We start from the raw sequence: 26,769 nt of genomic DNA, 5'->3' as shown, positions 1-26,769 counted from the left end.
TTTTATTTACCTAATTACGGTTACATAACCTTTGTAATCTTGCCAGGTTGCTGATCCGTTTCTAACTTTAACCACATAAAAGTAAGTTCCATCTGCTAGTCCCGGAGCAGTCCAGTCGTTCTGATAATGATTGGATTGATAAACCGTGCTTCCCCAGCGGTTAATGATCGTTACCTCGTTCGATTCAAAAGATTCCAGGCGTTCAATATAAAAAGTGTCGTTCTTGCCATCCCCATTAGGCGTGAAAACATTTGGTATTCTTAAACCTGAAATCTCTTTTTTATCAGTTGATGTATTATTGGCCAGGTTAGGATCAAATTCTGTTGCGGTTACAGTAGCGGTATTGGTCACCATTCCCGATTGTTTAGATCTTACTTTAATGACCAATTCTGCAAACTTGCCATTGGCCAGTAAGGGAATATTCCAGTTAATGGTTCGGTTTAGCTGATCGTAGCTCGCTACTCCATCTGTTGGTTGGGCCAGGTTTTCTAGAGAGAGGTTATCAGGCAGCGCATCTTTAATCATGAGCTGGCTTGCATCATCTATACCATTATTTCTAACATTTAAATAATAGTCAAAAACCTGGTCGCCCACTACAATCTTTGATTCTGATCGCTTTGTTATGGCTACATCCGCCATGAGCTGCGGCAATACCAGAACCTCTATTTCATCAGAGATATCGGATGTACAACCAAATTGATTTACTGTAGCTACTTTATAAATGCCGGCCGTGGCGGTGATAAGTGTTGCTTTGTTTTGGCCGTTTACCAATACATCATCCTTATACCATATGTACATAGCAGCCCCTGCCGAATTTGCACGCAAAACCACCGACGATCCTTGTCTGATCGTAATGGTCTGCCGCCCATAGGGAGCAATATGGCCCATCGCTGTTTGAATAAAAAACAAGAGCAAAGCCAAAGCCAGAAAGGAGGATATCCTTCGCTTCATTTATACAACAATCATCAGAAAAACTAAATCAGCCTAGAAAGTAACTGCTGTTGCCGTTCCGGTGATGGTTCCTGGAGTAATGGTTGGTTTTACAGGTTTAGCGGTTACCGTAACATCATGATCTGCCCACTGTGGACAATATTTATTGCCATTAATTACATAACCTACTTTTAACCGATGTGTTTTTGTTCCAACAGTTGCTGGAGCCGATGGTGTATAATCTTTTGCTGTAGCACCTGAAATAGCCGTTTCTACTCCTCCGGTTACCGTATACCACTGATATGCCAATGATGTAATTGTTGGATCTTCAGGATTAGTCACAGCACCAACCTGGGCCAATGGACTTTCTAGACAAAAGTTAGCTGGTGTAAAATCAACAACCAAAGGTTTAAGCACATATACCGGAATTTCCTGTAATTCAGATTCGCAGGAGCCCGGCGTGGTCGATTTAGAACTTAAATAATAATAACCCGTGTTTAAATCGGCCGCTGCGATTTTATTTCCGGAAACTAAAGTAACCCCTGTACTTGGCGTAGTAGTTTGCGTTGCACTGTATTTAACAATCCAGTCTTCTCCAGCTGGGGCAGCGGGTAAAGTAAGGTCCGATCCTTTGCAAAAAAGACTAACTCCGCTTGTAGTTGGTAGTACCTGAGCTGATACTGTTGAAAATGTGCAGATTAACAGGAATGTAATTGCTAAAATTGCTTTTGTAATTGAATTGTTCATGGGGACGATTTTTTGTTTGTTTAATTAATATTGTGAATTAGTTTGCACCGACACATGTGGTGCTAATGGTTTTGGATTTATTTTAATGTTGAAATTAATTTGAGTACTGCAACCTGCCGCATTTTTAATGGTCAATACACCAGAATGGATACCCAATGCTGCATTGACGGGAATGTTAAGCGGAATATTTCCCGCTGGCAAAGTTTGATTGCTAACTGGATCAAAACCTGGCGTATTCCAGGTAATACTATACGTTGTTGGACTGTTTAAAGCGTTGGTATAAGGGAGTGATGATGTGGTAAAACCCTGACAGATTTCAGGTTCGGCACCCAATGTTAAATTTGGAAGCCCGTTTACGATTACAATAAAATCGGCTGTTTTCTCCGCGCAGCCCTTTGCTGTAGCTGTTATAGTTGCTGTTCCTGCGAATGTATTATCCCAGGTTACTTTTCCACTGTTTGCATCAATAATACCTGCCGATAATGGTAAAATGGAATAAACTATGCTTGTGGCATTTGTTGCCGCCGCAACATAGGTATCAGTTCCGGTACCAGCACAGCGTTTATCGGTTAATCCGGTGTTAAAAGCAGGAGTACTTACATTTCCATTTACCGTTATTGAGCCTGTTGTATTGAATGGAGTTCCAGTAGTATTAGAAACGATATAAGTTTTTGGTGGGCCTGCGGTAGTTGGCGTGCCTGAAATGGTAACTTTTTTAGGAGATGAACTATTGGTGTAAGTTATTCCTGCTGGTAAACCTGTAACCTGAATACCGTTTGAGCCTGATGGGATATTGATAATAATATTGTTCATAGCTGTTCCTACACATACTTCTCTATCATTAGAGCCAGTTATGGTACTGGCCGAGCTCTGATCGTTAGTGCTTACCTGATCAGGCTGTGAGCCAGTAATCGTTGCGGTGTTAATATTAGTTCCTGTTGCTACAACTTTTGCGGTGATGCTTAGGGAGATACCGGCATTACTGGCCAAATCGCCAATAGTCCATATACCCGAAATAGGATCGTAACTCGTGCCCGATGGCGCTATGCTCGATACATAAGTAAAACCGCTGGGAAGCAGATCTGTAACCGATATACCAACTGCATTGCCATCGCCTAAATTTTCGGCCTTAAGCGTAAATACTACATTGCTGTTTAACTCCGGATAAGCGATATCAACTGTTTTGGTAATGGCGCGGTCGATATTACAAAGTGAAACCTTTATTGGGAGAGAAGGTGCACTCAGCCCACAATCTAAACTATAACTAACCGAATAATTGCCGGAGCTACTAGCCACATAAGTATTGGTATTTGCACCACTTATCGGAACTTCGTTAAGGTACCATTGATAATTGGAAGCATTTGGGGTTGCTGTAAGTGTTGCCGATGCACAGTTGGTTTGTGATACTACAGGCTGAGCGCCCTTTTCGGGAAAACGTGAAATGAAGTTAGACATCGAAAAAGCATTACTTTGCTGTACCATAGAAACAGTAAGCCTGCTGGAACTTGTTATTATAATTGTACTTGGCGATCCAATATTAGCACGTGTAAAACTAATTAGAGATAAGCCCGTACTACCTAAGGATTTACGAGTGCCTATACCTGCTATAGTTTCTATATCTGTATTATTGTAAAGCGGAGTGCCATTTGCATTAAGATAAATTCTATCGGCGCTACTGGTAATGATATAGCCAAAGTAATCGAGGTTAGTAGTTTGAACATAAGCAGTAAACTTTGAGGTTTCAACTCGCTTTGATCCTGAGCAACTGGATATTGGGACTAAGGTAGCCACATCTACTTCACAACCTGCGCCACCAGAAGCGCCGGCTGTGCCTGAAAAAACTTCAATATTTTTTGTTGCTGAAATCCAGGTCGAAGAGTATCTTCCCGTATTAGTTGCGGGGTCATATGGGCTACTCAGATAGCCATGATTAAAGGTTTGCTTATCTCCCGCTTGTGCCAAATTGTAGGTTGTGGTACCTTTTTGAACACCATTTTGATCAAAATGTATCACGGTAAAGCTGGTGTTTGCCTCAGTAGCAATTACAGTAGTTTGCTCTGCAGTCGTATTACCCTCACCTCTAACCACCACATATTCTCTACCTAAGGAGGCAATAGGCGGAATTGGATTATAAGCACCGTCTCCACAGCCTCCGGGAGCATCCAGATCTGCCGCGGTATTCATTACCGCCGATCCCGACGATTCTACCAAGGTTCCCATTGGGGCATTGAATAAATAACTTTGTCCGGCATTTAACGTTGCCTTTGCTACACCAGCTATTTTAACAATCGTATTATTTTCAATAGCCATAATGCTGTAGATCGGTGGATGAGCATTACCCTCAAGATTACCGTCCCGATAATAACCTACGCGAAAGGACGTTCCGATTGCTGCATCACCAAAGCTAAAAAGAGAGGCGTTACCCTTAATATCTGTATCCGTGCCATCAGTTCCCAAATTATCTGATGCTACATTTCTTAAATTCACAGAAATAGATCCGGTAGCCTCTACTATTAATCCGGCCCCGCTCAGTACCTTATTTAATTCATGCTCGGGTGCATCTTTAGGTAGTCCGGTAAAGCGATAAACAAAAGGCGTTCCTTGAACGCAACTAAAAGTTGTAACAACAGTACCATCGCTTTTATATATTGTTCCGGTAACAGTTCCAATATCTGATGTAATAACAATTTCATTGGCCTTACTCCAATATTGCCATGGGGCAGGAGCAATATAATGTTTAGAGTAACTGCTTGCAGGTATTTTTTTTATGGTTATTGCGCTGGCTTTTAAAGGAACAGCGATTGGTAAATTGTTAAAGCTTGCGTTTATTACGGTTTTAATTTCATGGCGTGCAAATGCAATATTTGCTGAGCAGAGCAATATTAATCCCAGTAACCCGTTAAATAAAAACAGCAGAAAAGCCTTAATCATAAATAACTTGTTGGAACCATATGTAGCTTAACATGGATCTAACAATTCATTAAAAGCTGAGCACTTTTAATAAATTTTAGCATAACAAATCACCTACCTATGTAGAGTAGGTTTGATTTATTGTGTAGTTCGAATGTGTCAGTTTGTTTGGTTCTTTTGGTCGAAAGTAATTAAAAAAATGCACTAAAAAATGCCCCTAATATTAATTTTTAATGCAGTCTAAAGCCGTTTAAATGCATCTTTTGCATAAATTTAATCAGCTGTATTTCTACTTATACGGCTTAGGTTAAAAATTGATTATTCTCTTTCTGGTCATTTAATTTTTTTATTAGACAACTTATTTTAAATCAATTAATTATGCTGTTTCTTTGAGTCTAAAGTATAATAAACAGCATTTAAATGAGAAAAAATGATTTTTTTTATAAAATAATGTGATCGGCATGGAAATATCGACCTTATCGGTGACTTAAAAGCTATAAGCCTATTGATCCCTATTTAAAAACTACCGCTACACAGTAGAAGGGACCTTATGGTGCTTTGATTTTCAATTCAGTCATCCATGCACTGTTCAAGCCATTTATCGGTTCTCGTAGCGTTTGTTAAATCAAAACCATGGCCTCCGGTAGCGTAGATATGCATTTCGGCCTTTAGCCTGTTGTTTTTAAGTGCCTGATAATGGTTTAGAGTATTAGCAACAGGTACAACTTTATCATGACTACAATAATCAGATCATTGGGCAATCGGTATTTCGAAGTATGCGTAAATAATGACGAAAACCTTTATATACCCCAATGGAATTCAGGAAAATCCTTTCCGCTTTTTATTGGAGTGTATACACTAAGAGGCTAATTTATTATTTACTTGACCGTGCAATACAAGCTCAAAAACCTTTTATCAAATTGAAGGTTTTTGAGCATGATATTATATTCAGCATTAAATTGGCATCTCAAATAAGCTAACTGGCTTATGATGATAGTGTGCAGGAAGCTGATCGGTGTTGCTGAGTTCATATAGTCCCAAAAAATCGAATCCAAATTTTTGGTAATGCCGAATCAATCCTTCATTTTCACCAACAGTATCTAATCTAACAAAGCGTTTGCCGTTTTCTTTCGCATATTGTTTTGCCCAGTTTATGATTGCACCCACCAGGTTCTGCCCCCTGAAATCGGGATTTGTAGCAATGCGGTGAATGTAAATAGCTGGGTCTAGATTCTTTTCTTCCCATATCTGAGGATCGCTAAAAGTAGTTGCCCATATACAGGCTATCTGTCCGTTAATAATTATTTTCCATTGCCTTTTTTCCCTAATCTCTGTTTCGATTAACGAAAGTTCAAACTTGGGCCAATGAACGTTATATTTCGTTTTCTGGAAATCCGTTGCGATTTCATATAAGCGAAAGATTTCTGCTATATCATGTATTGTGCTATTTTCTATCTGCATGGTTATGGCTTAGGTTTTTAATGAATGGTGCGAGCTCCCTTTCAACAGCATTGTTGCTGTTTTCTAGATGCGTTACAATATTTTTACGTTCCTGCTCCGATTTGTTCTGGCTTAATTTTTTCGTTCCCCGTAAATTGCTTACTTCCAGTTCGAAAGCTACAATTCCGCGCATCATACCCTGTTTAAATTTTTCTGAAAGACTATCCCATTGTACAAGGTATTCCTTTTCGTAATAGAGAATCATTTCTTTCAATACTTGTTCTTTAGCTTTTTCATCGCTAATAATAGTGGCCTTACCATAAGCATGTATGCTAACATAATCCCATGTGGGTACACTTTCGTGTTTTTCGTAATGGCTGGGAGAGATATAAGCATGTGGCTCAGTGAATATAATAAGTGATGTATACTGCTCAATGTATTTTACCTGCTCATTGGCTTGCGCAAAGTGACCGCTAATTAAGACCTTTCCATTTACCTCGTTTACAACAAAAGGTAACTGAGTGGCTATGGGTAAATTATTGTAGCTGGTAATAATCGTGGCAAAGCTATATCGCTTCATAAAGGCAATTTGCTCACTTTGGTCATCAAACTTAAAACTATTGGATGTTAACATTTTATTAGATTTTGAAGGGTACAATAGGGTTATTTAGTAAATTTTTTTGAGCCTGCAACGCAAAGGATTACGCCCATTGTAATGGCTAGCATACCCATAGTTACTTTTTCATGGAGTAGGATCGTTGCAAGGGCCAATCCAAAAAAGGGCTGTAGAAGCTGGAGTTGTCCAACTGCTGCAGTTCCACCTTGTGCAAGCCCTCTATACCAGAAAATAAATCCGATGAACATGCTAAAGAGCGAGATATAGGCCAGACTCAGCCAGGCAGCCGTACCCACCTCAGCAAATGAAGCTGGTTGGTAAATGAACATTAAGGGTAACATGAGTGGGAGCGAGAGTACAAGTGCCCAGGAGATTACCTGCCAACCACCCAATGTTTTAGATAATTTTGCACCTTCTGCATAGCCAAGCCCGCATAGTACAATTGCCAGTAACATTAAAATATCGCCGGTTGGTTCGGCGTTAACTCCCTGATAAATGGCGTAGCCAATCACCAGAAGGCTGCCTACAATTGAGAAAAACCAGAATACGGGTTTAGGACGTTCGCCTCCACGTAAAACTGCGAAAGCGGCTGTAACCATGGGCAAAAGGCCTAAAAATACCAAAGAATGTGCCGAGGTAATGTGTTGCAAAGCAAGCGCACTTAACAATGGAAAGCCGATTACCACACCCAGCGCTACAATGACCAGTGAGATTAAATGTTTGCTTGATGGTCGTTTCTCTCTAAATGTAATTAATACTCCCATTGCGAGCACTGCAGCAATAGTGGCACGGGCAACGGTTACAAAAATAGGGCTCATATCCATAACCGCTAACCTTGTGGCTGGCATAGAGCCGCTAAAGATCAGTACGGCGATAAACCCATTAAGCCAACCACTCGAAATATGCGCTTTGTTTAGTTCAGTTCCTGTTTCTTTCATGTCTTTTCATTTCTTAAATCAAAGGTGCAAAGCTCAAAGCGATAAATACAGTATCAGTTTTGTATATTTGTATGGATACAGTTTGTTGATTATGGAGAAAGTTTACAGGTACAATGAAATAGCAAGCGGAATTGCCACACAAATTAGGGATGGTATTCTGCGATCGGGAGATAAACTTCCCTCTGTTCGAATGCTCTGCAAAGAATATGCAGTAGGCATGAATACGGCAAAACGTGTGTTTTTGGAACTGGAAGCACAATCGTTGGTTGAAGCTAAGCCACAATCGGGTTTCTTTGTAAGCAACAGCAGGGTAGACCGGCTTCCGCTACCTGCAGTTAGTAAACCCTCACTAATTGCAAATCACCATGAGCCGAGCGAACTGAGTACGCAGGTGTATTCTAGCATTGGCCGGGATGATTTAACCCTTTTTTCAATTGGTGTTCCATCAGGAAGCCTGTTACCATTGGCAAAACTCAAAAAGGAGATACTTTATGCTACACGGTCCCTTAAAGAAGGGGGAGCAGCGTATGAACCACTTCAGGGCAATGTTAAATTACGCAGAATGGTTGCAGTACGATCGCTGGGCTGGGGAGGAAAACTTCATGAAGACGATCTGATTACTACTGCCGGTGGAGTGAATGCATTGTCTTTTTGCCTGATGGCTTTGGGCAAACCAGGCGATACTGTGGCCATAGAAAGTCCCTGTTATCCCGGAATTCTTCAACTGGTAATCAGTTTAGGCTTAAAAGTACTCGAATTGCCCACGCATCCTGTTACGGGCATTGAGATAGATGCACTTAGGAAAGTGGTATCGAAAATTGATATTTGCCTGTTGATTCCCAATTTTAATACGCCGTTAGGTAGTTGCATGCCCGATGCGCATAAAAAAGAAGTTGTTCAGCTTTTGGCAGCAAATAATATTCCGCTTATTGAAGATGATATTTATGGCGATCTCTATTTCGGTACGCAACGACCAAGATGCTGTAAATCATTTGATACAGAAGGTAATGTACTGTGGTGTAGTGCAGTTTCGAAAACCTTGGCGCCAGGATACCGTGTAGGTTGGGTAGCTCCCGGAAAGTATAAAGAAAAGCTACTTAAGCTAAAGCTGGTACATGCCCTTGCTTCAACTTCTCTTATTCATGAGGCCGTCGGCAATTTTCTAAAAACCGGTCGGTATGATCGCCATTTGCATCAACTCCGTCGCACCTTACAGTACAACTATCAGCATTATATCGATGCGGTTACAGAATATTTTCCTGAAGGTACTAAAACAACCCGGCCGCAAGGTGGACTGGCTATATGGATAGAATTTAGCAAAGAAGTTGATGCCATAAAACTGTATGAACTGGCCATGAAACAAAAAATCAGCATTGCCCCAGGCCCGATGTTTACGCTGCAAGATCAATATCAGAACTGTATCCGCCTCTGTATCGGCCTTCCATGGTCTAATGAGCTTAAATTTAAACTGAAACAATTGGGTAATCTGGCAAAAATGATGTAACCGAATAATGGTCTCGGCTGAAGTTATGGGCAGTTATAGCTTAATGCCGATATACTGCGCTTGATTAAAGGTTTACATTGTCTGACTCAGGAGTGCTTGGCGTTTCGCCTAAAGGCACTATTCCGCAAGCTGCCCATATAAATTTAAAAATATTCAGGAACTCGCACTGGATATCCCTGTCAGACTGTATTTCGTTCTCCATGTTGTACCGCTTTAATCTATTTATTGAAACATAGAAAGGCTGGTTTTGTGTGAGCGAAGGTAATCCTTTAATGTAAGTTTACTGTTGCCTAAATGTTAAGGAAGATATTTTAAACCTTAACCTATTCGGTGCAATATTTATTTTTAACTACACTTAGTAAGTATATCCAATAATCGGTATTGGAATCCCTATGGCGTTATGTTATATTTACATATTTACAACAGTTACCTAATTAGTTTCCAATGGAATACAGTGTTTTCTGATTGATTAACTATTATATCAGTATGTCTCTTGCTAAACATATATTTTAATAAAAAGAAAATGATATACACCGATCGAAAAGTAATGGATCCTGCTATAAAGAAATGTCTGATTGGCAAACTGCTCAATAACAATATCTCGGTTAGCGAACTTATTGAACTGAGGCCTGAAATTAATGAGTTTGATCTTTCTGAAATTATTCAGCATATCTACGATCTTAATCTGGAGCAAGTACGAAAAATAGCTGCATTAGCGCCTGTTATGGCTAAAGTAGATGCATTAAAAAACAGTCAGCGCAATAGCCGTTTTATAAAAAAGGTAAAAAATAATTTCCGGAAACATATGGCCAAACACAACGGTCTTAAAAACAGGGTAGTGGTAGTTGAGGGCGATTCGTGGTTTAACTATCCGATTCTTTTAAGTGATGTGATCGACTGGGTTTCTATGGAAGAGAATATGGCCGTTTATAGTCTGGCTTCTGGTGGTGATTGGCTGATGAATATGCTTAGTGCCAAAAAATATGTTGAGCAGCTTTCTACACTGCAGCCTGATGTATTTATCATTAGCGGGGGCGGAAACGATCTGGTTGGAAACCGGAGAATAGCAGCTATGGTTACACATAAAGGAGACTCTAACGAATTTGAAAATAGTGCATTTGCGAAATACCTCTATCAAAACGCTGCTAATCCACCCGATAAACCAGAAGATTTTAAACGTGGTACCCAGTTCATATCCAAAGATTTTTATGCTTTGCTGGCCTTTTTTCAGCTCCAATATTATTTCATTATAAATGGGATTCTCACTGGAGGTGAGGGCGAAAATGGTAAGTTCCCCGGCATACAGATTATTACCCAAGGTTACGATTACGCCATACCAAGCGATAAAAAGATAGCAGGATATAATCCACTCAAATGGTATCGGCTGTTTGCCAGAACCTTTCTCGGCCACGGAGGATGGTTAAAAACGCCCTTGCAGCTGAGGGGTATTTACGATCCCGAAGATCAGCGCAAAATTGTTTATGCCATGATATACCTCTTTAACGAAATGATGATTGATATCGGTCGCATTTTTAGTGAAATGTTAGGTGAGAATCGGGTATTCCATATCGATTCAAGAGGATCTGTTGGCAAAAATGGTTGGACCGATGAATTGCATCCATTGCCCAAACATTTCAAAAAAACAGCAGCAGCCTTTATTCATTGTATTAACAACCCAAATAAACAAGGAAGTGCAGTTGTAGAAGTTGTAAAACAACAGTAAGGAGGCCAGAAATGAAAAAGATATTGATTTTAGTATTTATCATCGTTTGTGGTGTGATGGCCTTTCAAGGAAATATCCTGCAGCGCTTCAGTGGAAAAGGAATGATCAACTTAGAGCTCGCCAATAAAGATACAGGAGTAGAAATTGTTGCACTTTGGAGTGATACGCTTTATGGCGACCAAACCCTTTTAAACGTAGCCCAAAAGAATACACACCTCGATTTTATGTTTATTTTGATCTACGTAGTGCTTATTATGACGTTATCCAACGCGCAAATGCAAAGAGAAAAAACAAATTGGCTAAATGAATTGCTGCGGCTTAATTTATTGCTGGCATTCTTGATTGGATTGCTGGATATTATTGAGAATATAAGGCTATTACACAGTTTCCATCACCCAGGAAATCTGGCCGAATTTTGGCGAACAGATTTTATTGCATGGCCAAAATTTGTAATAGCAGGCTGGGTAATTTTGATTTATGTTTTCTCGGTAATTAAGGGCTACTTTAATAAGTGATTTTCGTTAGCGTCTTGCAGATCATTAAGATATCAAGGCTAATTGTGGTGTCAGTTGTTTCCAACTGACACTAAAAACTATTCTAGCTATTCCCTTTTTTAATGGTCGACAGTCAGATGGTAACATCTGACTGCACATGGAGATAGCTGTACTTAACTTAATGACATTGCACTCAGCATAACAGCCTCAGTAATTAAGCTTATGTTAATTTACAGTCAATAAATCCAATTTGGTAATGATCTGAAAAATATCTTTAAACGACAAAAATTGAAGTTTTGATAGCATAAATCATATTTCATCGTCTAAATTCATTCGGTAATTCATTATTCTGCACGAAAACGTTCTTAATTGATCGGTTTATAGTCTAAAAACGTCAATTTTCGTTGCGAAACGTAATTTCCCTCATCCAAACCTGAAGTTCAACTTCATTATAACTTCATAAATCTGTATTTATTTCGCTTTCGAATTAAATCATTGCGTAACCATAATTTATTGAAATCAATTAAGTATCTGCACATCAGTTGTAGGCTACTTTCATCATAAATTGGTTGCCAAGGGAAGCTAATTAGAGAAAAATAAATCAGATTAAAACCATTCAACAAAAAAAAATGAAAAGAGTTGTCATGTGCTTAGGCTTGTGTACTTTGCTTTACGTAACGGGTTGTACCTCGAAGAAAGAAGAAAAAGAAGAAGTAGCTACTTATGCGGTAACCACGCCGTTAAGAATGGATACTTCGTTTACCAAGGAATATGTTTCGCAGATTAAATCTGTTCGGAACATCGAAGTTAGGGCCCAGGAAAAGGGTTATCTACAAAATATTTATGTAGATGAAGGTCAGCATGTAAAAGCAGGTCAGCTGTTGTTTAAGATTATGCCTAAAGCAGCACAATCTGAGTTGTTGAAAGCACAGGCAGAAACTAAATCGGCAGAAATTGAACTCGAAAATACCAGATTACTGTCTGATAAAAACATCGTTTCTAAAAACGAACTGGCTATGGCGAAAGCCAAGCTGCAATCAGCAAATGCCGAAACTTCGTTAGCCAAATTCCATTTATCAAATACCGAAATCAGAGCACCTTTTGATGGTACCATAGATCGTATTCCTTTAAAACTGGGGAGCCTGGTTGATGAAGGTGCGTTATTAACCAGTCTTTCAGATAACAGTCAGGTTTTTGCCTATTTTAATGTATCTGAGCCAGAATACCTAAACTACCAGCGTACAGCAAAAGCAAAAGGCCAGCAAGAAGTTAGCCTGTTGTTGGCAAATAATGAGCTGTTAAAATCGAAAGGTAAGGTTGAAGTGATCGAGAGCGAATTTGATAATGAGACAGGAAACATCGCTTTTAGAGCCAGGTTTAATAATGCTGATAACTTGCTTAGGAATGGTGAAACTGGTAAAATCCAGATGGTAGTGCCTTTAAAAAATGCCTTGGTAATCCCACAAAAAGCTACTTACGATATCCAGGATAAAACCTATGTTTTTGTGATTGATAAAAATAACAAAGTACATTCCAGAGCAATTACGATTGCGGGCGATCTGCCCGATTTATACATCGTGGGTGATGGCATTGCCACTGGCGATAAAATCTTGCTTGAAGGCGTACAGAAAGTTAAAGACGATGATAAAATTGCCTTCAAATTCCAGCAGCCTCAAGAAGTGATGAAACAATTAAGATTGAAAACTGAATAATCTACCCTCCATACTTATTTTATGTTTAGTAAATTCATACAAAGGCCTGTCCTTTCTATAGTAATATCGCTTATCATTGTGTTTCTTGGGGTGTTGGCCATCAGCTATCTGCCGGTTACACAATTCCCGTCTATTTCGCCGCCTAAAGTTAATATTACGGCAGAGTACCCAGGGGCAAATAACGAATTGTTGATTAAATCCGTGGTTATTCCGCTCGAACGTGCGCTTAATGGTGTGCCAGGAATGAAATATATCGCCTCTGATGCCGGTAATGATGGTGAAGCATCCATCCAGGTTGTATTTAACTTAGGTACAGATCCCAATCAAGCCTCGCTTAACGTACAGAATCGTGTAGCAGCTGTTACCAATAAACTTCCGCCTTTAGTGGTTCGTGAGGGGGTAAAAATCACCCGTGAGGAGTCTAACATGTTGATGTACATTAATTTGTACAGTAAAGACCCTAAAATGAACCAAAACTTTCTGTACAATTATGCCGATATCAACTTACTTTCTGAGTTGAAAAGGGTTGATGGTGTAGGTTTTGCCGATATTTTGGGTGATAGGGATTATGCCATGCGGATCTGGCTTAAACCCGACCGCATGCAGGCTTATAAAATCTCTGTTGATGAGGTAATGAAAGCGCTTGATGAGCAAAGTTTAGAAGCTTCTCCAGGTAAAACGGGTGAGAGTTCTGGTAAACGCTCTCAGGCCTTTGAGTATGTGTTAAAATATTCAGGGCGCTTTAGTACGAAAGAAGGATACGAAAATGTTGTACTAAGAGCAAGTGCTAACGGCGAATTACTTCGTTTAAAAGATGTGGCCGATGTAGATTTTAGTGCTTCTGCTTACAATTTGTACTCTACGTTAAACGGAAAGGCTTCTGCGGCTATCGTATTGAAACAATCGTACGGAAGTAATGCCAGTCAGGTAATTAAAGATGTAAAAGCGAAAATGGCCGAAATCAAATCGAGCTCATTTCCTAAAGGTTTAGATTATGAAGTAAGTTACGACGTTTCTAAATTCCTCGATGCCTCAATTGAAAAGGTAATCCACACGCTTGTCGAAGCTTTTATCCTGGTTGGTTTAGTGGTATTCCTCTTCCTTGGAGATTGGCGTTCAACGCTTATTCCCGCTATTGCAGTACCCGTATCCTTAATCGGAACCTTTGTGTTTATGCAGTTCTTTGGCATTACACTTAACTTAATTACCTTGTTCGCCTTGGTGTTGGCCATTGGGGTAGTGGTTGATGATGCCATTGTGGTAATTGAAGCGGTACATGCCAAAATGGAACACGATCGGAAACTTTCTGTGTTGAAAGCCACACAGCAGGCTATGAAAGAAATTGGAGGTGCAATTATCGCCATTACCTTTTTAATGGCATCGGTATTTATCCCGGTAGCTTTTATGTCGGGGCCGGTAGGTATTTTTTATCGCCAGTTCTCGATCACCATGGCAACGGCGATTATCCTTTCGGGTATTGTGGCCTTAACACTTACGCCTGCGCTGTGTGCCATTATGTTGAAAAATAACCACGGATCGAAGAAAAAGAAAACCATTATTGATCGCTTCTTAGACGGTTTCAACAATGGTTTTGCCAAGCTTTCCGGTAAGTATGAACTGGTGTTAACCAAAGTAGTAAGCCGCAGAATATTAACCTTCGGTATATTGGTAGCCTTTTGTTTGGGTGTTTGGGGACTAAGCGGAAGTGTACCATCAGGTTTTATTCCGAACGAAGATCAGGGGATGGTTTATGCCATTATCCAAACGCCTCCGGGATCCACTTTAGAACGTACCGACCAGATTTCAGAGAAACTGCAGAAAATGTGCGAAGATATTGATGGCGTAAAGTCAGTTTCGTCTTTGGCTGGATACGAAATTCTAACAGAAGGTACGGGATCAAACTCGGGTACCTGTTTAATCAACCTGAAAGATTGGAGCGAACGGAAACACTCAGCAGTAGAGATTATTGAAGAACTTGAAGAGAAATCGAAATCTATTCCGGGTGCAACTATCGAGTTTTTCCAGCCGCCAGCCGTTCCAGGTTATGGTGCTGCGGGCGGTTTCGAGCTTCGTTTACTGGATAAAGCAGGTAGCGGCGATTACAAAAAAATGGAAACCGTTGCCAACGATTTTGTAAAGGAGCTAAATAAACGTAAAGAGCTATCTTCAGTATTTACTTTTTACAGTGCAAGTTTTCCTCAGTACATGTTAGATGTCGACAACGATATCGCACAGCAAAAAGGAGTGAGTATCGATAACGCGATGAACACACTGTCCACTTTTGTAGGTAGTAATTACGAAACCAGTTTTATTAAATACGATCACCAATATAAAGTAATTGTACAGGCATTGCCTCAATACAGGGCTTTGCCGGAAGATATTTTAAAACTGTCGGTTAAAAACGACCGCGATGAAATGGTGCCTTTCTCGGCTTTTATCAAAATGCGTAAGGTATATGGTTTATCCGAAATTACCAGACACAATATGTATAATGCTTCGGAGATTAGCGGACAATCTGCCCCGGGTTATAGTTCTGGTGAAGCCATCAAGGCCATTACTGAGGTAGCCAAGAAATCACTTCCAAGGGGATTTGGCATCGATTGGGCTGGTATATCAAAAGATGAAGTATCGAGAGGTAATGAAGCCATTTATATCTTCCTGATCTGCTTGGGCTTCGTTTATCTGGTTCTGGCAGCACAATACGAAAGTTTTATTTTGCCGCTTTCGGTTATCCTTTCTCTACCAGCGGGTATTTTTGGGGCTTTCTTATTCTTAAAATTATTAGGATTGGAAAACAACATTTATGCACAGGTTGCGATGGTAATGCTGATTGGTTTACTCGGTAAAAACGCCGTGTTGATTGTAGAATTTGCTGCACAGCGGCATGCGCAGGGAGCAACGGTATTAAAGGCCGCAATGGAAGGCGCCAGCGTACGTTTCCGTCCGATTTTAATGACCTCTTTTGCCTTTATTGCAGGTTTAATTCCATTAATGATTGCATCAGGACCTGGAAAAATAGGTAACAGAACCATTGGATCGGCTGCTGCCGGAGGTATGCTTTTCGGTACCATTTTCGGGGTGGTTATTATTCCGGGATTATATTACATATTTGGAACAATAGCGGCGAGACATAAGCTGATTAAAATTGAAGAAGAACATCCATTAACTGAAGAAGTAGAAGATAATGTTTAAGAAAAATATTTATAAAGGCCTTGGTTTAGTGCTGATATGTGCCGCATATACCGCATGTAAATTGCCAGAAGTGGCCCAACGTACCGAAAATAAAAATGTTCCTGCCGCTTTTAGTGGTGCGCAGGATACTGTAAGTACAGCCAGCATACAATGGCGTAAGTTTTTTACTGATCCAAATCTGGTAAACCTGATCGATACCGCATTAAAAAATAACCAGGAGCTAAATATTACGCTTCAGGATATCGAGATTGCTAAAAACGAAATCAAGGCTAAAAAAGGGGAGCTTTTACCAAGTGTAACCTATGGCGTTGGTGCGGGCTTCGATAAGGTTGGTCGCTACACCAGTTCGGGTGCTGGCGATGCTTCTACTGAAATTACACCCGGTAAAGAAGTGCCTGAGGTATTGCCTGATTATCGTTTCGGTTTACAGGCCAATTGGGAAGCCGATATCTGGCACAAATTGCGCAATGCGAAAAAAGGGGCCATAAGTCATTATTTAGCAACTGTAGAAGGCAAAAATTTTGTGGTCACCAACCTAATAGCTGAAGTTGCAAATTCATATTACGAATTGTTGGCGGAAGATAACCAGCTGGATATTGTGAAAAAGAATATAGCCTTACAAAGCAATGCGCTGGAGCTGATGAAAATACAGAAACAGGCCACTAGGGTTACAGAACTTGCCGTACGTAAATTTGAGGCTGAAGTGCTAAATTCTAAGAGTCTGGAATTTGATATCCAACAAAACATTACCGAAACAGAAAACAAGATTAACTTCTTATTAGGTCGCTACCCTCAAACCATAATCAGGGATAAATCGGGTTTTACAGATCTGGTACCGCCAATCGTTCAGTCTGGATTACCTTCGCAGTTGCTGGCCAACCGCCCTGATATTAAACAGGCAGAGTTCGAATTGGCAGCCGCTAAGTTGGATGTTAAAGTAGCTAAAGCACAGTTTTATCCATCCTTGGGTATTTCTGCTGCCATCGGTTACCAGGCTTTTAATCCATCTTATTTATTGAGAACGCCCGAATCGTTGATCTACTCGTTAGCGGGAGATTTAGCCGGACCGCTCATTAATCGTAATGCTATTAAGGCCGAATATTTAACTGCAAACGCTAAACAGTTGCAGGCTGTATTTGAGTACGAAAAAGCCATTTTGAACGGTTATATTGAAGTAGCCAATCAGATGTCAAAGATCAGTAACCTGCAAAAAAGCTATGATCTGAAATCGAAACAGGTAGCAGCACTTACCCAATCAATCGATATTTCTAACGATTTGTTTAAATCGGCAAGGGCTGATTATTTCGAAGTGTTGATGACCCAGCGTGATGCTTTGCAATCAAAATTAGAATTGATCGAAACAAAAAAACAACAGTTAAATGCAGTGGTAGATATCTATCACGCCTTAGGTGGGGGATGGAATTAAGTAAAGTATAATCGCAATTCATATTATCGTTATATTTCTATTAAGGCTGCTTCGGGTTATCGGAGTAGCCTTTTTGTTTTATTCATTTATTTATCATAAAAATTAGTTTAAAAACAAAGCCACACACTTAGGGTTTATCTTTATCATATAGAAATTATTATCATATCTAAAAGCAAATGGGAAATACAACATTTAAATTAGGCGAATTAGAAATTAACCGTTTAGGTTATGGTGCAATGCAGCTAACAGGTAATGGTGTTTTTGGCGAAGTGGAAGATCGCGAAAATGCAATAAAAGTTTTGCAGGAAGCCGTAGCAAATGGTGTTAATTTTATTGATACCGCAGAAGCTTACGGACCAAAATTTAACGAATCTTTAATTGCTGATGCACTACATCCTTACAAACATGATCTCCTTATTGCTACCAAAGGTGGTTTTGACAGACCAGGTCCCAACAATTGGGTTCCGAATGGTAACCCTGAAAAAATCAGGCAAGATATTGAAGGAAGTCTACAGCGTTTAAAAGTAGACTCGATTGATTTATGGCAACTGCATCGCATTGACCCTAAAGTTAATGTGGCCGATACCCTTGCACCAGTTATAGAAGCGGTAAAAGAGGGTAAAATAAAATATGTTGGCCTGTCTGAAGTAACCATCGATCAGATCAAACAGGTACAGGATATTTTGCCAATTGTATCGGTTCAAAATATGTATAACCTGGCCAATAGGCAGTGGGAGAGTGTATTAGATTTTACGGCTGAACAAGGTTTGGCTTTTATTCCCTGGTATCCACTGGCTTCTGGCCCCGCAAAATTAGAAGATAAAATTAAAGCAATAGCCGAAAAACATCAGGCCACTACAGCACAGATCGCATTGGCTTGGTTATTAAAAAGATCTTCAAACATCCTGTTAATACCTGGAACAAAATCTATTGTGCATTTAAAAGAAAACTTAAAAGCTGCAGAGATCGAATTAACTGATGCAGAATTTGAAAGTTTAGCAAAATAAGAACGGAAAATTCCCCGCGATCGTCATTTCGAGCGAAGTGTAACGCAGTCGAGAACCAGAAGGCTCTGCGAAGCAAAATCTGTCTACATAGATCTCTCTCCCGACTTAATGTCGGGACTGTGCTCCAGTCGAGATGACGATTTTTTTGTTGAAATCATTCAATGGTAGCGCAGCAAAGAACCCGAAAGCGCCGCAAGGTAAATTTTTAGCATGAATACATTAACTCGTTTCGTCATCCTGAGCTTGTTTTAGGGGCTTTACTGTATAGAATGATCAAGTTCAAAGACTCTCCTCCGAAGGAGTTCCTTTGGAACACTCCGAATTACTGCAGAAGATGACGGTCTGGCTTTTGAATTTTTACGCACTTGTCATGCTGAGCGGAGTCGAAGCATCCTCCTTATAAAATAGTTAACTAAATGCATTATCTGTGTGTATCCTTTTATCTGTGGTTAAATATCCTATCCTTGCCAAAGAATGTTAATTTTTATTAAAATTATTCCTTTATAAGTTTGATATTTAAACATGAAAAAAATCTTCCTGTTTACCATCATTTTATTTTCTATCATTTTTCAAAAAGCCATGGCGCAAAATAAACCCGAAAATGTACCTGCTGTTTTAAATCATATCGCTGTTTATGTAGCTGATCTAAACATAGCAACAACTTTTTACGAAAGTGTGTTTAACCTTAAAATCATTCCCGAACCTTTTAAAGATAACCGCCATACCTGGTTTACTTTAGGACCAGCCGGACAGTTGCATTTAATCCAGGGGGCAAAAGGGAATGAGGTTTTTGATAAAAACGGGCATTTGTGTTTCAGTGTTCCATCAGTTGATGAATTTGTAAAAAAGCTAAATGCCAAAAATATCAGTTTCGAGGATTGGCCAGGAAAGAAAGGTGGAATTACTTTGCGTGTAGATGGCGTAAAACAAATTTATTTCAAAGATCCCGATGGGCATTGGTTAGAAGTAAACGATGCTAAGTAAATTTTTCACTACCTGCAGATTTGTTTTGCACCATCCCTTATATTAAGGTTTTATCTACTAAACTTATGAAACTAAAATTCCTGAAATATTTTTGTATTACCTTTTTAATCATTGGTGTAGTTGAGCAATTAAAAGCTCAAAATGCTAATGCCGAAGCAGAATTTAAAGCTGTAATGGAGAAATATAATGCGGTTGGTGCTGCTGTGGCGGTGGTAAAAGAAGGTAAGATTATTTATAGCCACTCTTTTGGACTAAAAGATTTAGAAAATAAAAAGCCTTTAACTGATCAGGATATTTTCAGAATCGCTTCGATTTCTAAATCTTTCTCGGCAACGTCGATTATGCAGCTGGTAGAAGCGGGCAAGATTTCTTTAGATGATGATTTTGGTGATCTCGTGGGTTTTAAAATCAGAAATCCAAAATTTCCGGATCAGAAAATCACCCTAAAAATGGCTTTATCACATACTTCAAGTTTAAACGATTCTCAGGGCTATTTAAATCTCGACGTGATCAATCCGGATAAAAACCCAAACTGGGCCAAATGTTATAATGATTATGCCCCAGGAAGCAAATTCGATTATTGCAATCTTAATTTTAACCTGATTGGTACCATCATCGAGAAAAAATCGGGTGAGCGTTTCGATAATTATGTAAAAAAACATGTGTTGAAGCCCTTAGGACTTTATGCAGGCTATTGCGTCGACTCTTTAGATAGCACGCGGTTTGTTAATTTATACGAATATCATGCCGATACGAAAACTTATACACCGTCGCCAACAGCGTATGCGCCACGAAGAACAGAAATTGCAAATTACATTATGGGTTATAGTACGCCAGTTTTTTCGCCAACAGGCGGGATGAAAATTTCGGCTATTGATTTAGCTAAGTATATGATTATGCACATGAATTATGGCACATCAAATGGTGTTAAGATAATCACTAAAAAGAGTGCGAAAAAGATGCAGACTGCCTTAACCGATGATGAAGGGTATGGCCTGGCCATCAGGACTGCAGATCAGCTTATCCCGGGGGTAAAACTGAAAGGACATACTGGCTCAGCTTATGGTTTGTTCAGCACCATGTTTTTTAATCCAAAAGAAAAATTCGGCTTTGTTGTTATTACGAATGGTATAAATGCTACCTATACTGAAGGCTTTCCTGATTTTAGCAGGGCAGCTATCAACAGTTTGTATCAGGCATTTATTAAACTAAATCTAAATTAATCTTTAAACCTATGAAGGATTAAGAAAACGTTTATAAGCATTTCCAGATTTAATTTTTTCCATGGTCAGATATTCTTTAACAATAGAAAATTCCATGCTCTGGATAGCTTTAACCACCGATTTTAGCTTTTCACCTGTAACACCTAGTCTTGCAGCCCAGTAATTGCGGTCTTGCTCATCTGCAATCTCAATAAACTCTTTCCGGGCATTCATCGAATTAATTTGATATTCCATCTTTTTACTGATTTTTGGTTAGTTAATATGTGATATAAACACCAATAATTCTGGTTTGGTTTTGGAGTTTTGCTTATAGATGATCAAATATAACTGTGCTAAAGCTTTTTTGTTAATGATTATGAAGCGAAAACCCTTAATTACCCTGAACCGATTGCAAAACCGGTCTTAAAAATCGATTTAGGCCTATTCTTTTTGAATGCTATTTTACACCGAAAAAGAGTAACATTTTCTTTACAAAACATTAGGAATTCTCAATTAGCATTTTTATTATTGTATTGTAATGTAATTTTTACAAATGTTAAATCATTTTCTAACTAACGCTTCAAAAATATTCCAACGCACAAAATTTTATCAGGACAATCGTTTTGTGTTATTTCTTTGGGTATTGATTACACTTATTTTTGTAATAGATTCTTGGGCAACACATCGGTATAATAACTATCTCATTTTTGAGAATACCTTCAGGAATCTTCTTCAACAAAAATCTCTTTATGCATGGTACCCAGCTTATCATGAAGATGCCAATCATTATGGGCCTATTTTTAGTGTTTTAATTGCTCCATTTGCCTTAATGCATAACTGGATTGGCTTGCTCTTCTGGAACCTGTTTAATTGTTTCCTACTTTTTAAAGCTATTCAAACTTTACCCTTAAGTGAGGATAAAAAGATAGTTATCGGCTATATTGCCATTCCCTGTTTAATAGAATCGATGCTCAACCAGCAGTTTAATGCTGGTGCCGCGGCCTTAATGATATTGAGTTATACGCAAATAAATAAAGGAAGAGGAATATGGTCTGCGCTTTGTATTGTGCTGGGTACATTTATTAAACTTTATGGCATTGTGGGTTTAGTATTCTTCTTTTTTTCTAAGAAAAAACCAGTTTTTGTGTTGTGGTTAATCATGTGGTCTCTCGTGATATTCTTATTGCCAATGTTGTTTGCCACTCCTGATTTTGTTGTGCAAAGTTATATCGATTGGAAAAACTCACTGGTCGGGAAAAATATGATTAATGTTTCTGGTGGAGGAGATATTTCGATTATGGGTTTCTTTAGGCAACTTTTAGATCAGCCAAGGATTTCTAATTTATTCTTTATAACCATCGGTTCTTTGCTATTTATGTTGCCTTTTAGTCGTATAGCAAGTTTTTCGAAAGGTAAGTTTCAATTAATGATTCTTTCTTCAGTGATGCTGTTTCCTGTATTGTTTAGTACTGGAGCAGAAGATTGTACGTTTATCATTTCTATAACTGGTGTGGGCATTTGGTATGTAAAAGAAAATAATAAAGTGCTGAAAAATGTATTGTTGCCAATTTTACTTTTCATTACCTGCAATTTCCCTTTGCTACTTTTTCCAACTTTTGCAAAAGCACATCGTTTATCATTATCTATCATTAGTTTTCCTTATTTTTTGGTTTGGTTGAGGGTTATCTATATCGCTATAAACAATAAACTCATTCATGAAGAAGAAACAGAAGCAGAGATGGTTACAGCACTGGTAGATTAACTTTTAAATTTTATTTTTTTTAAGGTTTTAATATCCGTTTATAAAAATGGCTGTTAAAACCTTTTTTATTATTCGGCTGTTTTATAACTGTCTAATCAAAAAATAGTTATGGATGATAAACAAAAAAACGGTAGTGCTGATCGGGCTAGGATCAACATTAACGAAGGTTATGAGCTAGATTATTGGTCTAACAAATTCGGGGTAAGCAAAGATAAGCTGAAAGCCGTAGTGCAAACAGTTGGTACCTCTGCCCGCGCAGTTGAAGATTATTTGAAAAAGTAAAATATTGATTATGAGCCTGAAAAAGTATGTTGCCAAGCGCGATTTCTCAAAAACTACCGAACCAAAATCGGGTAAAAGCAACGATCGGAACAAATTACATTTTGTGATCCAAAAACACGATGCTTCGCGTTTGCACTACGATTTCAGGCTCGAAATGGAAGGTGTTTTAAAAAGCTGGGCGGTACCGAAAGGGCCTTCAACCGATCCTAAAACCAAACGCCTGGCCATGATGGTAGAAGATCATCCATACGATTACAAAGATTTTGAAGGCATTATTCCACAGGGTGAATATGGTGGCGGAACCGTTATTGTATGGGATGAAGGAACTTACGAGCCGATAGAAACGATTAAAGGCAAAAAGGCACAAGAAAAACATCTGTTAAGCCAGTTAAAAGATGGCTCTTTAAAGATCAAATTAAATGGAGAAAAGCTTCATGGCGAGTTTGCCCTTGTTAAAACACATGGCATGGGTGAAAACGGCTGGCTTTTAATCAAACATAAAGACGATTACGCATCTACAAAAGACATTACCAAAGAAGATAAATCTGTGCTTTCCGGAAAAACAATCGAAAAGATGGAAAAAACATCCGATAAGGTCTGGAAAGAAGGAAAGGAGCAGGATTTAAAGGCTGAAAAAAAAAGTCCCAAGCAAAAAGCAAAGAAAGAAACCATGCCAGTAGGAGATGACCAAACTGTAGATGTAAAAAGCGTATTAAAGAAAGCACCCAAAACAGCTATCCCAAAAGGGGTAAAACCTATGCTGGCTACCTTGGTTAACGAACCTTTCGATGATCCTGATTGGCAATATGAGGTAAAATGGGATGGTTACCGTGCCCTGGCTTTTATTAATAAAGGAAAGGTTGATTTGTTATCCCGAAATAATAAATCCTTTAATGAAAAATTTTACCCCATTTACGACCTGCTTTTGACTTGGAAAATGAATGCGGTATTTGATGGTGAGATTTTGGTGTTAAATAACAAAGGTGTATCCAATTTTGGCTCCTTGCAGAACTGGCGTAGCGAAGCAGATGGTGAACTTGTTTTTTATGTGTTCGATATGCTGTGGTACGAAGGTAAAAACCTGACGGAGCTGCCGCTTTATCAGCGACAAGCCATATTGAACGATATACTGCCAACTGATGATGACCGTGTGCGCCTTGGTAAAGTTTTTAAAGCCAGTGGAGTCGATTTTTTCGACGCGGCAAAGAGAATGGGATTAGAAGGCATTATCGCAAAAAAAATGGATAGCACTTATGCAACAGACCGAAGATCAAAAGAGTGGCTGAAAATTAAGGTGCAGAAACGACAAGAAGTGGTTATTGCGGGTTTTACCAAAAATGCCGATACTTCTAAATCTTTTAGTTCTTTACTGTTGGGTATTTATGAAAAAGGAAAATTGCAATATGTAGGTAAAGTTGGAACAGGATTTTCGGATAAATTGCAGAAAACAATGATGGAGCAGTTTAAGCCGATTATTATCGACAAAAGCCCTTTCGAAAGTATACCTGATGTAAACAAGCCTTCGCGCTTCAGGCCAAATCCGCCAAAAGCGAAAGCTACCTGGTTAAAACCAGAACTCGTATGTGAAGTCGCTTTTACAGAAGTAACCGATGATGGTGTTTTTCGCCACCCGTCTTTTCAGGGCATGCGTGAAGATAAAAAAGCCAAAGAAGTGGTAAGAGAAATAGAAGTACCAACAGAAAAAATTGTAGACAATACTGGTGAAGAAAACCCACATGCACAGGCAATAAAAGCACCAAATGGCAAAGTGCCTAAAACTTTGTTGAACCCAAAAGATGAAACGCAGGTAAGGAAAATTAAAGGTCATGAGCTTAAATTTACCAACTTGAGTAAAATTTATTGGCCCGAAGATAAAGTAAGCAAAAGAGACATGTTTAATTACTATTATCAGGTTGCTGAGTACATTTTGCCATACCTGAAAGATCGCCCACAATCACTTAACCGCTTTCCGGGCGGAATACACGGTCCTAGTTTTTACCAGAAAGATGTAAAAGGAAAAGCGCCAGATTGGGCCGAAACTTTTCCTTATGAAAATGGTGAAGGCGAAAAAAAGGAATACCTTGTTGGAACAGATGAAGCTTCATTACTCTGGATGGCGAGTTTAGGCTGTATAGAAATGAATCCTTGGTTTAGCCGGGTGCAAAGCCCTGATCATCCCGATTACTGTGTAATTGATTTAGATCCTGATAAACATACTTTTGATCAGGTGGTTGAAGCTGCTCTGGAAACAAAAAAAGTATTGGATGCCATTAATGTTCCCAGTTATTGTAAAACCTCAGGTTCAACCGGAATGCATATTTACATTCCGTTAAATGCCAAATATACATATGAGCAAAGTCAGATGTTTGCCAAAATAGTGGTCAACCTCGTACACAATCAAATACCTGAATATACTTCACTCGAGCGGATGGTAGCAGCCAGAAAAGGAAAAATGTATTTGGATTTTTTGCAAAATAGGCCAGGGGCAACAATTGCCGGACCATATTCATTACGCCCGAAAATTGGTGCAACCGTATCAATGCCTTTGCATTGGGATGAAGTTAAGCCTGGCTTGAAAATGAAAGATTTTAATATTTTTAATGCTATCGATCGCCTAAAAGTTGAAGGAGATCTGTTTAAGGGAGTATTGGGTAAGGGGATCGATTTAATAAAAGCTGTCGATAAAGCTAAAAGTGTTTTTAGATAAAGTCCACGATCTTTTCCTGCTTTCATTATATTTGGAAAAAATTAAAAAATGATAGCACACCACGTTTTATTCTGGCTAAAAGCCGATACCACCGATGAGCAGAAAGTTGCTTTCCGCAATAGCTTACAAACATTAGAAAACATTGAAGTTGCTAAAACTTTTCACATTGGTGTACCCGCACCGATTGAGCGTGCTGTGGTAGATACCACTTATACATTTAGCCTCCTTTTATTATTTGAAGATTTGGCAGCACATGATGTTTACCAGGTTCACCCATTACATAAGGCTTTCCTGGATGAATTCAGGGTTTATTTCGAAAAGGTTGTAATTTACGACGCGGCATAAAAAAATACCTCCGACAAAAATCGGAGGTATTTTTTTTGCTTTTATTTATAAATTGAATTTATTATTTGGAATTATTCTAAATAATAAGATATTTGTTAAATCTATTGATCAATTTTAAATGTAAAGCCCATGTGTAAAACAACTGTACTTGCTCAAAACGAAAACATCACCATCGCGCAGTGCAATAATTGTAAAGTTCTAAATATATGGCGCTCGGGTGTTTTAATGAACTTTTCTTTTGATCAGTTTGATGCTTTTTATGTGGCTACTAAAAAACTCGATTTCGATGATTATTTAGAGAGCAGGCCTGATGGGAGGCAGGTTGTTATTTTATCGACTCCTTTCCCTGATATCAGTTTAGTTTTTACGCGTGAAGAATGGTATGAGTTTTTTACCAAGATTGACGAAGCCTTATACATGAAAAGAGTTTATGAGATTGTGTATTGCTAATTAACACTACAATTTTGTATGTTTGATACTTATTAGTAGGTATTTCATGGCGCTACAAAACCTAATGGTTTTCGGTTACGTAAATACTTCAAACTGCAATCTTATGGAAAAAACAGCTACATTAATTAAAAGAGGATCCCTTAACGTAAATCAGTTAGATAACATTAAAATTGGTGATTTATTAGCTGATGAATATGGTAAATCAGGCAAAGTGTGCGAAATCGAAAAAGTAAACCGCCATGGTGAGTTTCACTATTACTTTAAATTATTTAAATCGGGCACCATCTTAATTATTCTTTAATTTCTTTCTTGCCTTAACCAATTGGTTGTGTTTTTTATAAGGATATATATATCGTAACCATTGGTTTTGTATTGCACATCTGTTACTTGGTTTTGGC

Annotated in this window: 23 protein-coding genes; 15 read left to right on the top strand and 8 right to left on the bottom strand. The window is 38.8% G+C overall.

The window, feature by feature from the left end; genetic code table 11:
* Nucleotides 1–6: 6 nt before the first annotated feature.
* The 6 genes from AC1RJ8_RS01600 to AC1RJ8_RS01575 all read right to left on the bottom strand — a co-directional run bounded on the left by AC1RJ8_RS01600 (nucleotide 7) and on the right by AC1RJ8_RS01575 (nucleotide 7,581).
* Nucleotides 7–951: a T9SS type B sorting domain-containing protein gene (locus AC1RJ8_RS01600; protein WP_492952087.1), complete on the bottom strand. Its 945-nt coding sequence runs from the start codon at nucleotides 949–951 to the stop codon at nucleotides 7–9.
* Between the two features lie 33 nt (nucleotides 952–984).
* Complete coding sequence (locus AC1RJ8_RS01595; protein WP_492952088.1) at nucleotides 985–1,677, bottom strand: hypothetical protein; 693 nt, start codon at nucleotides 1,675–1,677, stop codon at nucleotides 985–987.
* Nucleotides 1,678–1,701: 24 nt separating this feature from the next.
* Entirely contained in the window at nucleotides 1,702–4,608 is a 2,907-nt protein-coding gene (locus AC1RJ8_RS01590; RefSeq protein ID WP_492952089.1) for a hypothetical protein, read from the bottom strand.
* A 933-nt stretch (nucleotides 4,609–5,541) separates the two neighbouring features.
* Nucleotides 5,542–6,048: a GNAT family N-acetyltransferase gene (locus AC1RJ8_RS01585; protein ID WP_492952090.1), complete on the bottom strand. Its 507-nt coding sequence runs from the start codon at nucleotides 6,046–6,048 to the stop codon at nucleotides 5,542–5,544.
* Entirely contained in the window at nucleotides 6,032–6,661 is a 630-nt protein-coding gene (locus AC1RJ8_RS01580; RefSeq protein ID WP_492952091.1) for an FMN-binding negative transcriptional regulator, read from the bottom strand. Before AC1RJ8_RS01580 ends, AC1RJ8_RS01585 begins: the two co-directional genes overlap by 17 nt.
* Nucleotides 6,662–6,690: 29 nt before the next feature.
* Nucleotides 6,691–7,581, bottom strand: a complete 891-nt coding sequence (locus tag AC1RJ8_RS01575) for a DMT family transporter (RefSeq protein ID WP_492952092.1) — start codon at nucleotides 7,579–7,581, stop codon at nucleotides 6,691–6,693.
* A 91-nt stretch (nucleotides 7,582–7,672) separates the two neighbouring features.
* Here AC1RJ8_RS01575 and AC1RJ8_RS01570 point away from each other — a divergent pair, with 91 nt between their 5' ends.
* On the top strand, nucleotides 7,673–9,085 hold the full coding sequence (locus tag AC1RJ8_RS01570) for an aminotransferase-like domain-containing protein (RefSeq protein ID WP_492952093.1): 1,413 nt from the start codon (nucleotides 7,673–7,675) through the stop codon (nucleotides 9,083–9,085).
* 64 nt (nucleotides 9,086–9,149) lie between these two features.
* On the opposite strand, the gene AC1RJ8_RS01565 is transcribed toward AC1RJ8_RS01570, so the two are convergent.
* A complete protein-coding gene (locus tag AC1RJ8_RS01565) occupies nucleotides 9,150–9,287 on the bottom strand; it encodes a hypothetical protein (RefSeq protein ID WP_492952094.1) in 138 nt (45 codons plus the stop codon).
* A 321-nt stretch (nucleotides 9,288–9,608) separates the two neighbouring features.
* Here AC1RJ8_RS01565 and AC1RJ8_RS01560 point away from each other — a divergent pair, with 321 nt between their 5' ends.
* The 8 genes from AC1RJ8_RS01560 (at nucleotide 9,609) to AC1RJ8_RS01525 (ending at nucleotide 20,846) form a co-directional block, all read left to right on the top strand.
* Nucleotides 9,609–10,808 carry an SGNH/GDSL hydrolase family protein gene (locus AC1RJ8_RS01560; RefSeq protein ID WP_492952095.1) on the top strand — a complete coding sequence of 400 codons (1,200 nt, stop codon included), beginning with the start codon at nucleotides 9,609–9,611 and terminating at the stop codon, nucleotides 10,806–10,808.
* Between the two features lie 11 nt (nucleotides 10,809–10,819).
* On the top strand, nucleotides 10,820–11,323 hold the full coding sequence (locus AC1RJ8_RS01555; protein ID WP_492952096.1) for a hypothetical protein: 504 nt from the start codon (nucleotides 10,820–10,822) through the stop codon (nucleotides 11,321–11,323).
* Between the two features lie 608 nt (nucleotides 11,324–11,931).
* Nucleotides 11,932–13,014: an efflux RND transporter periplasmic adaptor subunit gene (locus tag AC1RJ8_RS01550; protein WP_492952097.1), complete on the top strand. Its 1,083-nt coding sequence runs from the start codon at nucleotides 11,932–11,934 to the stop codon at nucleotides 13,012–13,014.
* A 21-nt stretch (nucleotides 13,015–13,035) separates the two neighbouring features.
* Entirely contained in the window at nucleotides 13,036–16,206 is a 3,171-nt protein-coding gene (locus AC1RJ8_RS01545; protein WP_492952098.1) for an efflux RND transporter permease subunit, read from the top strand.
* Complete coding sequence (locus tag AC1RJ8_RS01540) at nucleotides 16,199–17,632, top strand: TolC family protein (RefSeq protein ID WP_492952099.1); 1,434 nt, start codon at nucleotides 16,199–16,201, stop codon at nucleotides 17,630–17,632. The genes AC1RJ8_RS01545 and AC1RJ8_RS01540 overlap by 8 nt, the downstream gene beginning before the upstream one ends.
* A 176-nt stretch (nucleotides 17,633–17,808) precedes the next feature.
* A complete protein-coding gene (locus tag AC1RJ8_RS01535; RefSeq protein ID WP_492952100.1) occupies nucleotides 17,809–18,639 on the top strand; it encodes an aldo/keto reductase in 831 nt (276 codons plus the stop codon).
* A gap of 522 nt (nucleotides 18,640–19,161) precedes the next feature.
* A complete protein-coding gene (locus AC1RJ8_RS01530; RefSeq protein WP_492952101.1) occupies nucleotides 19,162–19,623 on the top strand; it encodes a VOC family protein in 462 nt (153 codons plus the stop codon).
* Nucleotides 19,624–19,688: 65 nt separating this feature from the next.
* Nucleotides 19,689–20,846 carry a serine hydrolase domain-containing protein gene (locus AC1RJ8_RS01525; protein ID WP_492952102.1) on the top strand — a complete coding sequence of 386 codons (1,158 nt, stop codon included), beginning with the start codon at nucleotides 19,689–19,691 and terminating at the stop codon, nucleotides 20,844–20,846.
* A 9-nt stretch (nucleotides 20,847–20,855) separates the two neighbouring features.
* On the opposite strand, the gene AC1RJ8_RS01520 is transcribed toward AC1RJ8_RS01525, so the two are convergent.
* Entirely contained in the window at nucleotides 20,856–21,080 is a 225-nt protein-coding gene (locus tag AC1RJ8_RS01520; protein ID WP_029280094.1) for a DUF3606 domain-containing protein, read from the bottom strand.
* Nucleotides 21,081–21,378: 298 nt separating this feature from the next.
* On the opposite strand from AC1RJ8_RS01520, the gene AC1RJ8_RS01515 reads away from it, so the two are divergent.
* From AC1RJ8_RS01515 to AC1RJ8_RS01490, 6 genes are all read left to right on the top strand, one after another.
* Nucleotides 21,379–22,587, top strand: a complete 1,209-nt coding sequence (locus tag AC1RJ8_RS01515; protein ID WP_492952103.1) for a glycosyltransferase family 87 protein — start codon at nucleotides 21,379–21,381, stop codon at nucleotides 22,585–22,587.
* A 108-nt stretch (nucleotides 22,588–22,695) separates the two neighbouring features.
* Nucleotides 22,696–22,869, top strand: coding sequence for a DUF3606 domain-containing protein (locus AC1RJ8_RS01510; protein ID WP_215127755.1), 174 nt, complete (start codon nucleotides 22,696–22,698; stop codon nucleotides 22,867–22,869).
* Between the two features lie 10 nt (nucleotides 22,870–22,879).
* On the top strand, nucleotides 22,880–25,576 hold the full coding sequence (ligD, locus tag AC1RJ8_RS01505) for a DNA ligase D (protein WP_492952104.1): 2,697 nt from the start codon (nucleotides 22,880–22,882) through the stop codon (nucleotides 25,574–25,576).
* A gap of 48 nt (nucleotides 25,577–25,624) precedes the next feature.
* Nucleotides 25,625–25,921, top strand: coding sequence for a Dabb family protein (locus AC1RJ8_RS01500; RefSeq protein WP_492952105.1), 297 nt, complete (start codon nucleotides 25,625–25,627; stop codon nucleotides 25,919–25,921).
* 129 nt (nucleotides 25,922–26,050) lie between these two features.
* Nucleotides 26,051–26,371: a hypothetical protein gene (locus tag AC1RJ8_RS01495; protein ID WP_492952106.1), complete on the top strand. Its 321-nt coding sequence runs from the start codon at nucleotides 26,051–26,053 to the stop codon at nucleotides 26,369–26,371.
* A gap of 103 nt (nucleotides 26,372–26,474) precedes the next feature.
* Nucleotides 26,475–26,672 (top strand): hypothetical protein, encoded by a 198-nt coding sequence (locus AC1RJ8_RS01490; RefSeq protein ID WP_492952107.1) that lies wholly within the window; start codon nucleotides 26,475–26,477, stop codon nucleotides 26,670–26,672.
* The last annotated feature ends 97 nt before the right edge of the window (nucleotides 26,673–26,769 follow it).

The sequence above is a fragment of the Pedobacter sp. GW822-FHT03F06 genome (genome assembly GCF_058801365.1).
Note: the sequence above shows the minus strand (reverse complement) of the source record. Positions and strands in the feature narration are given on the sequence as shown.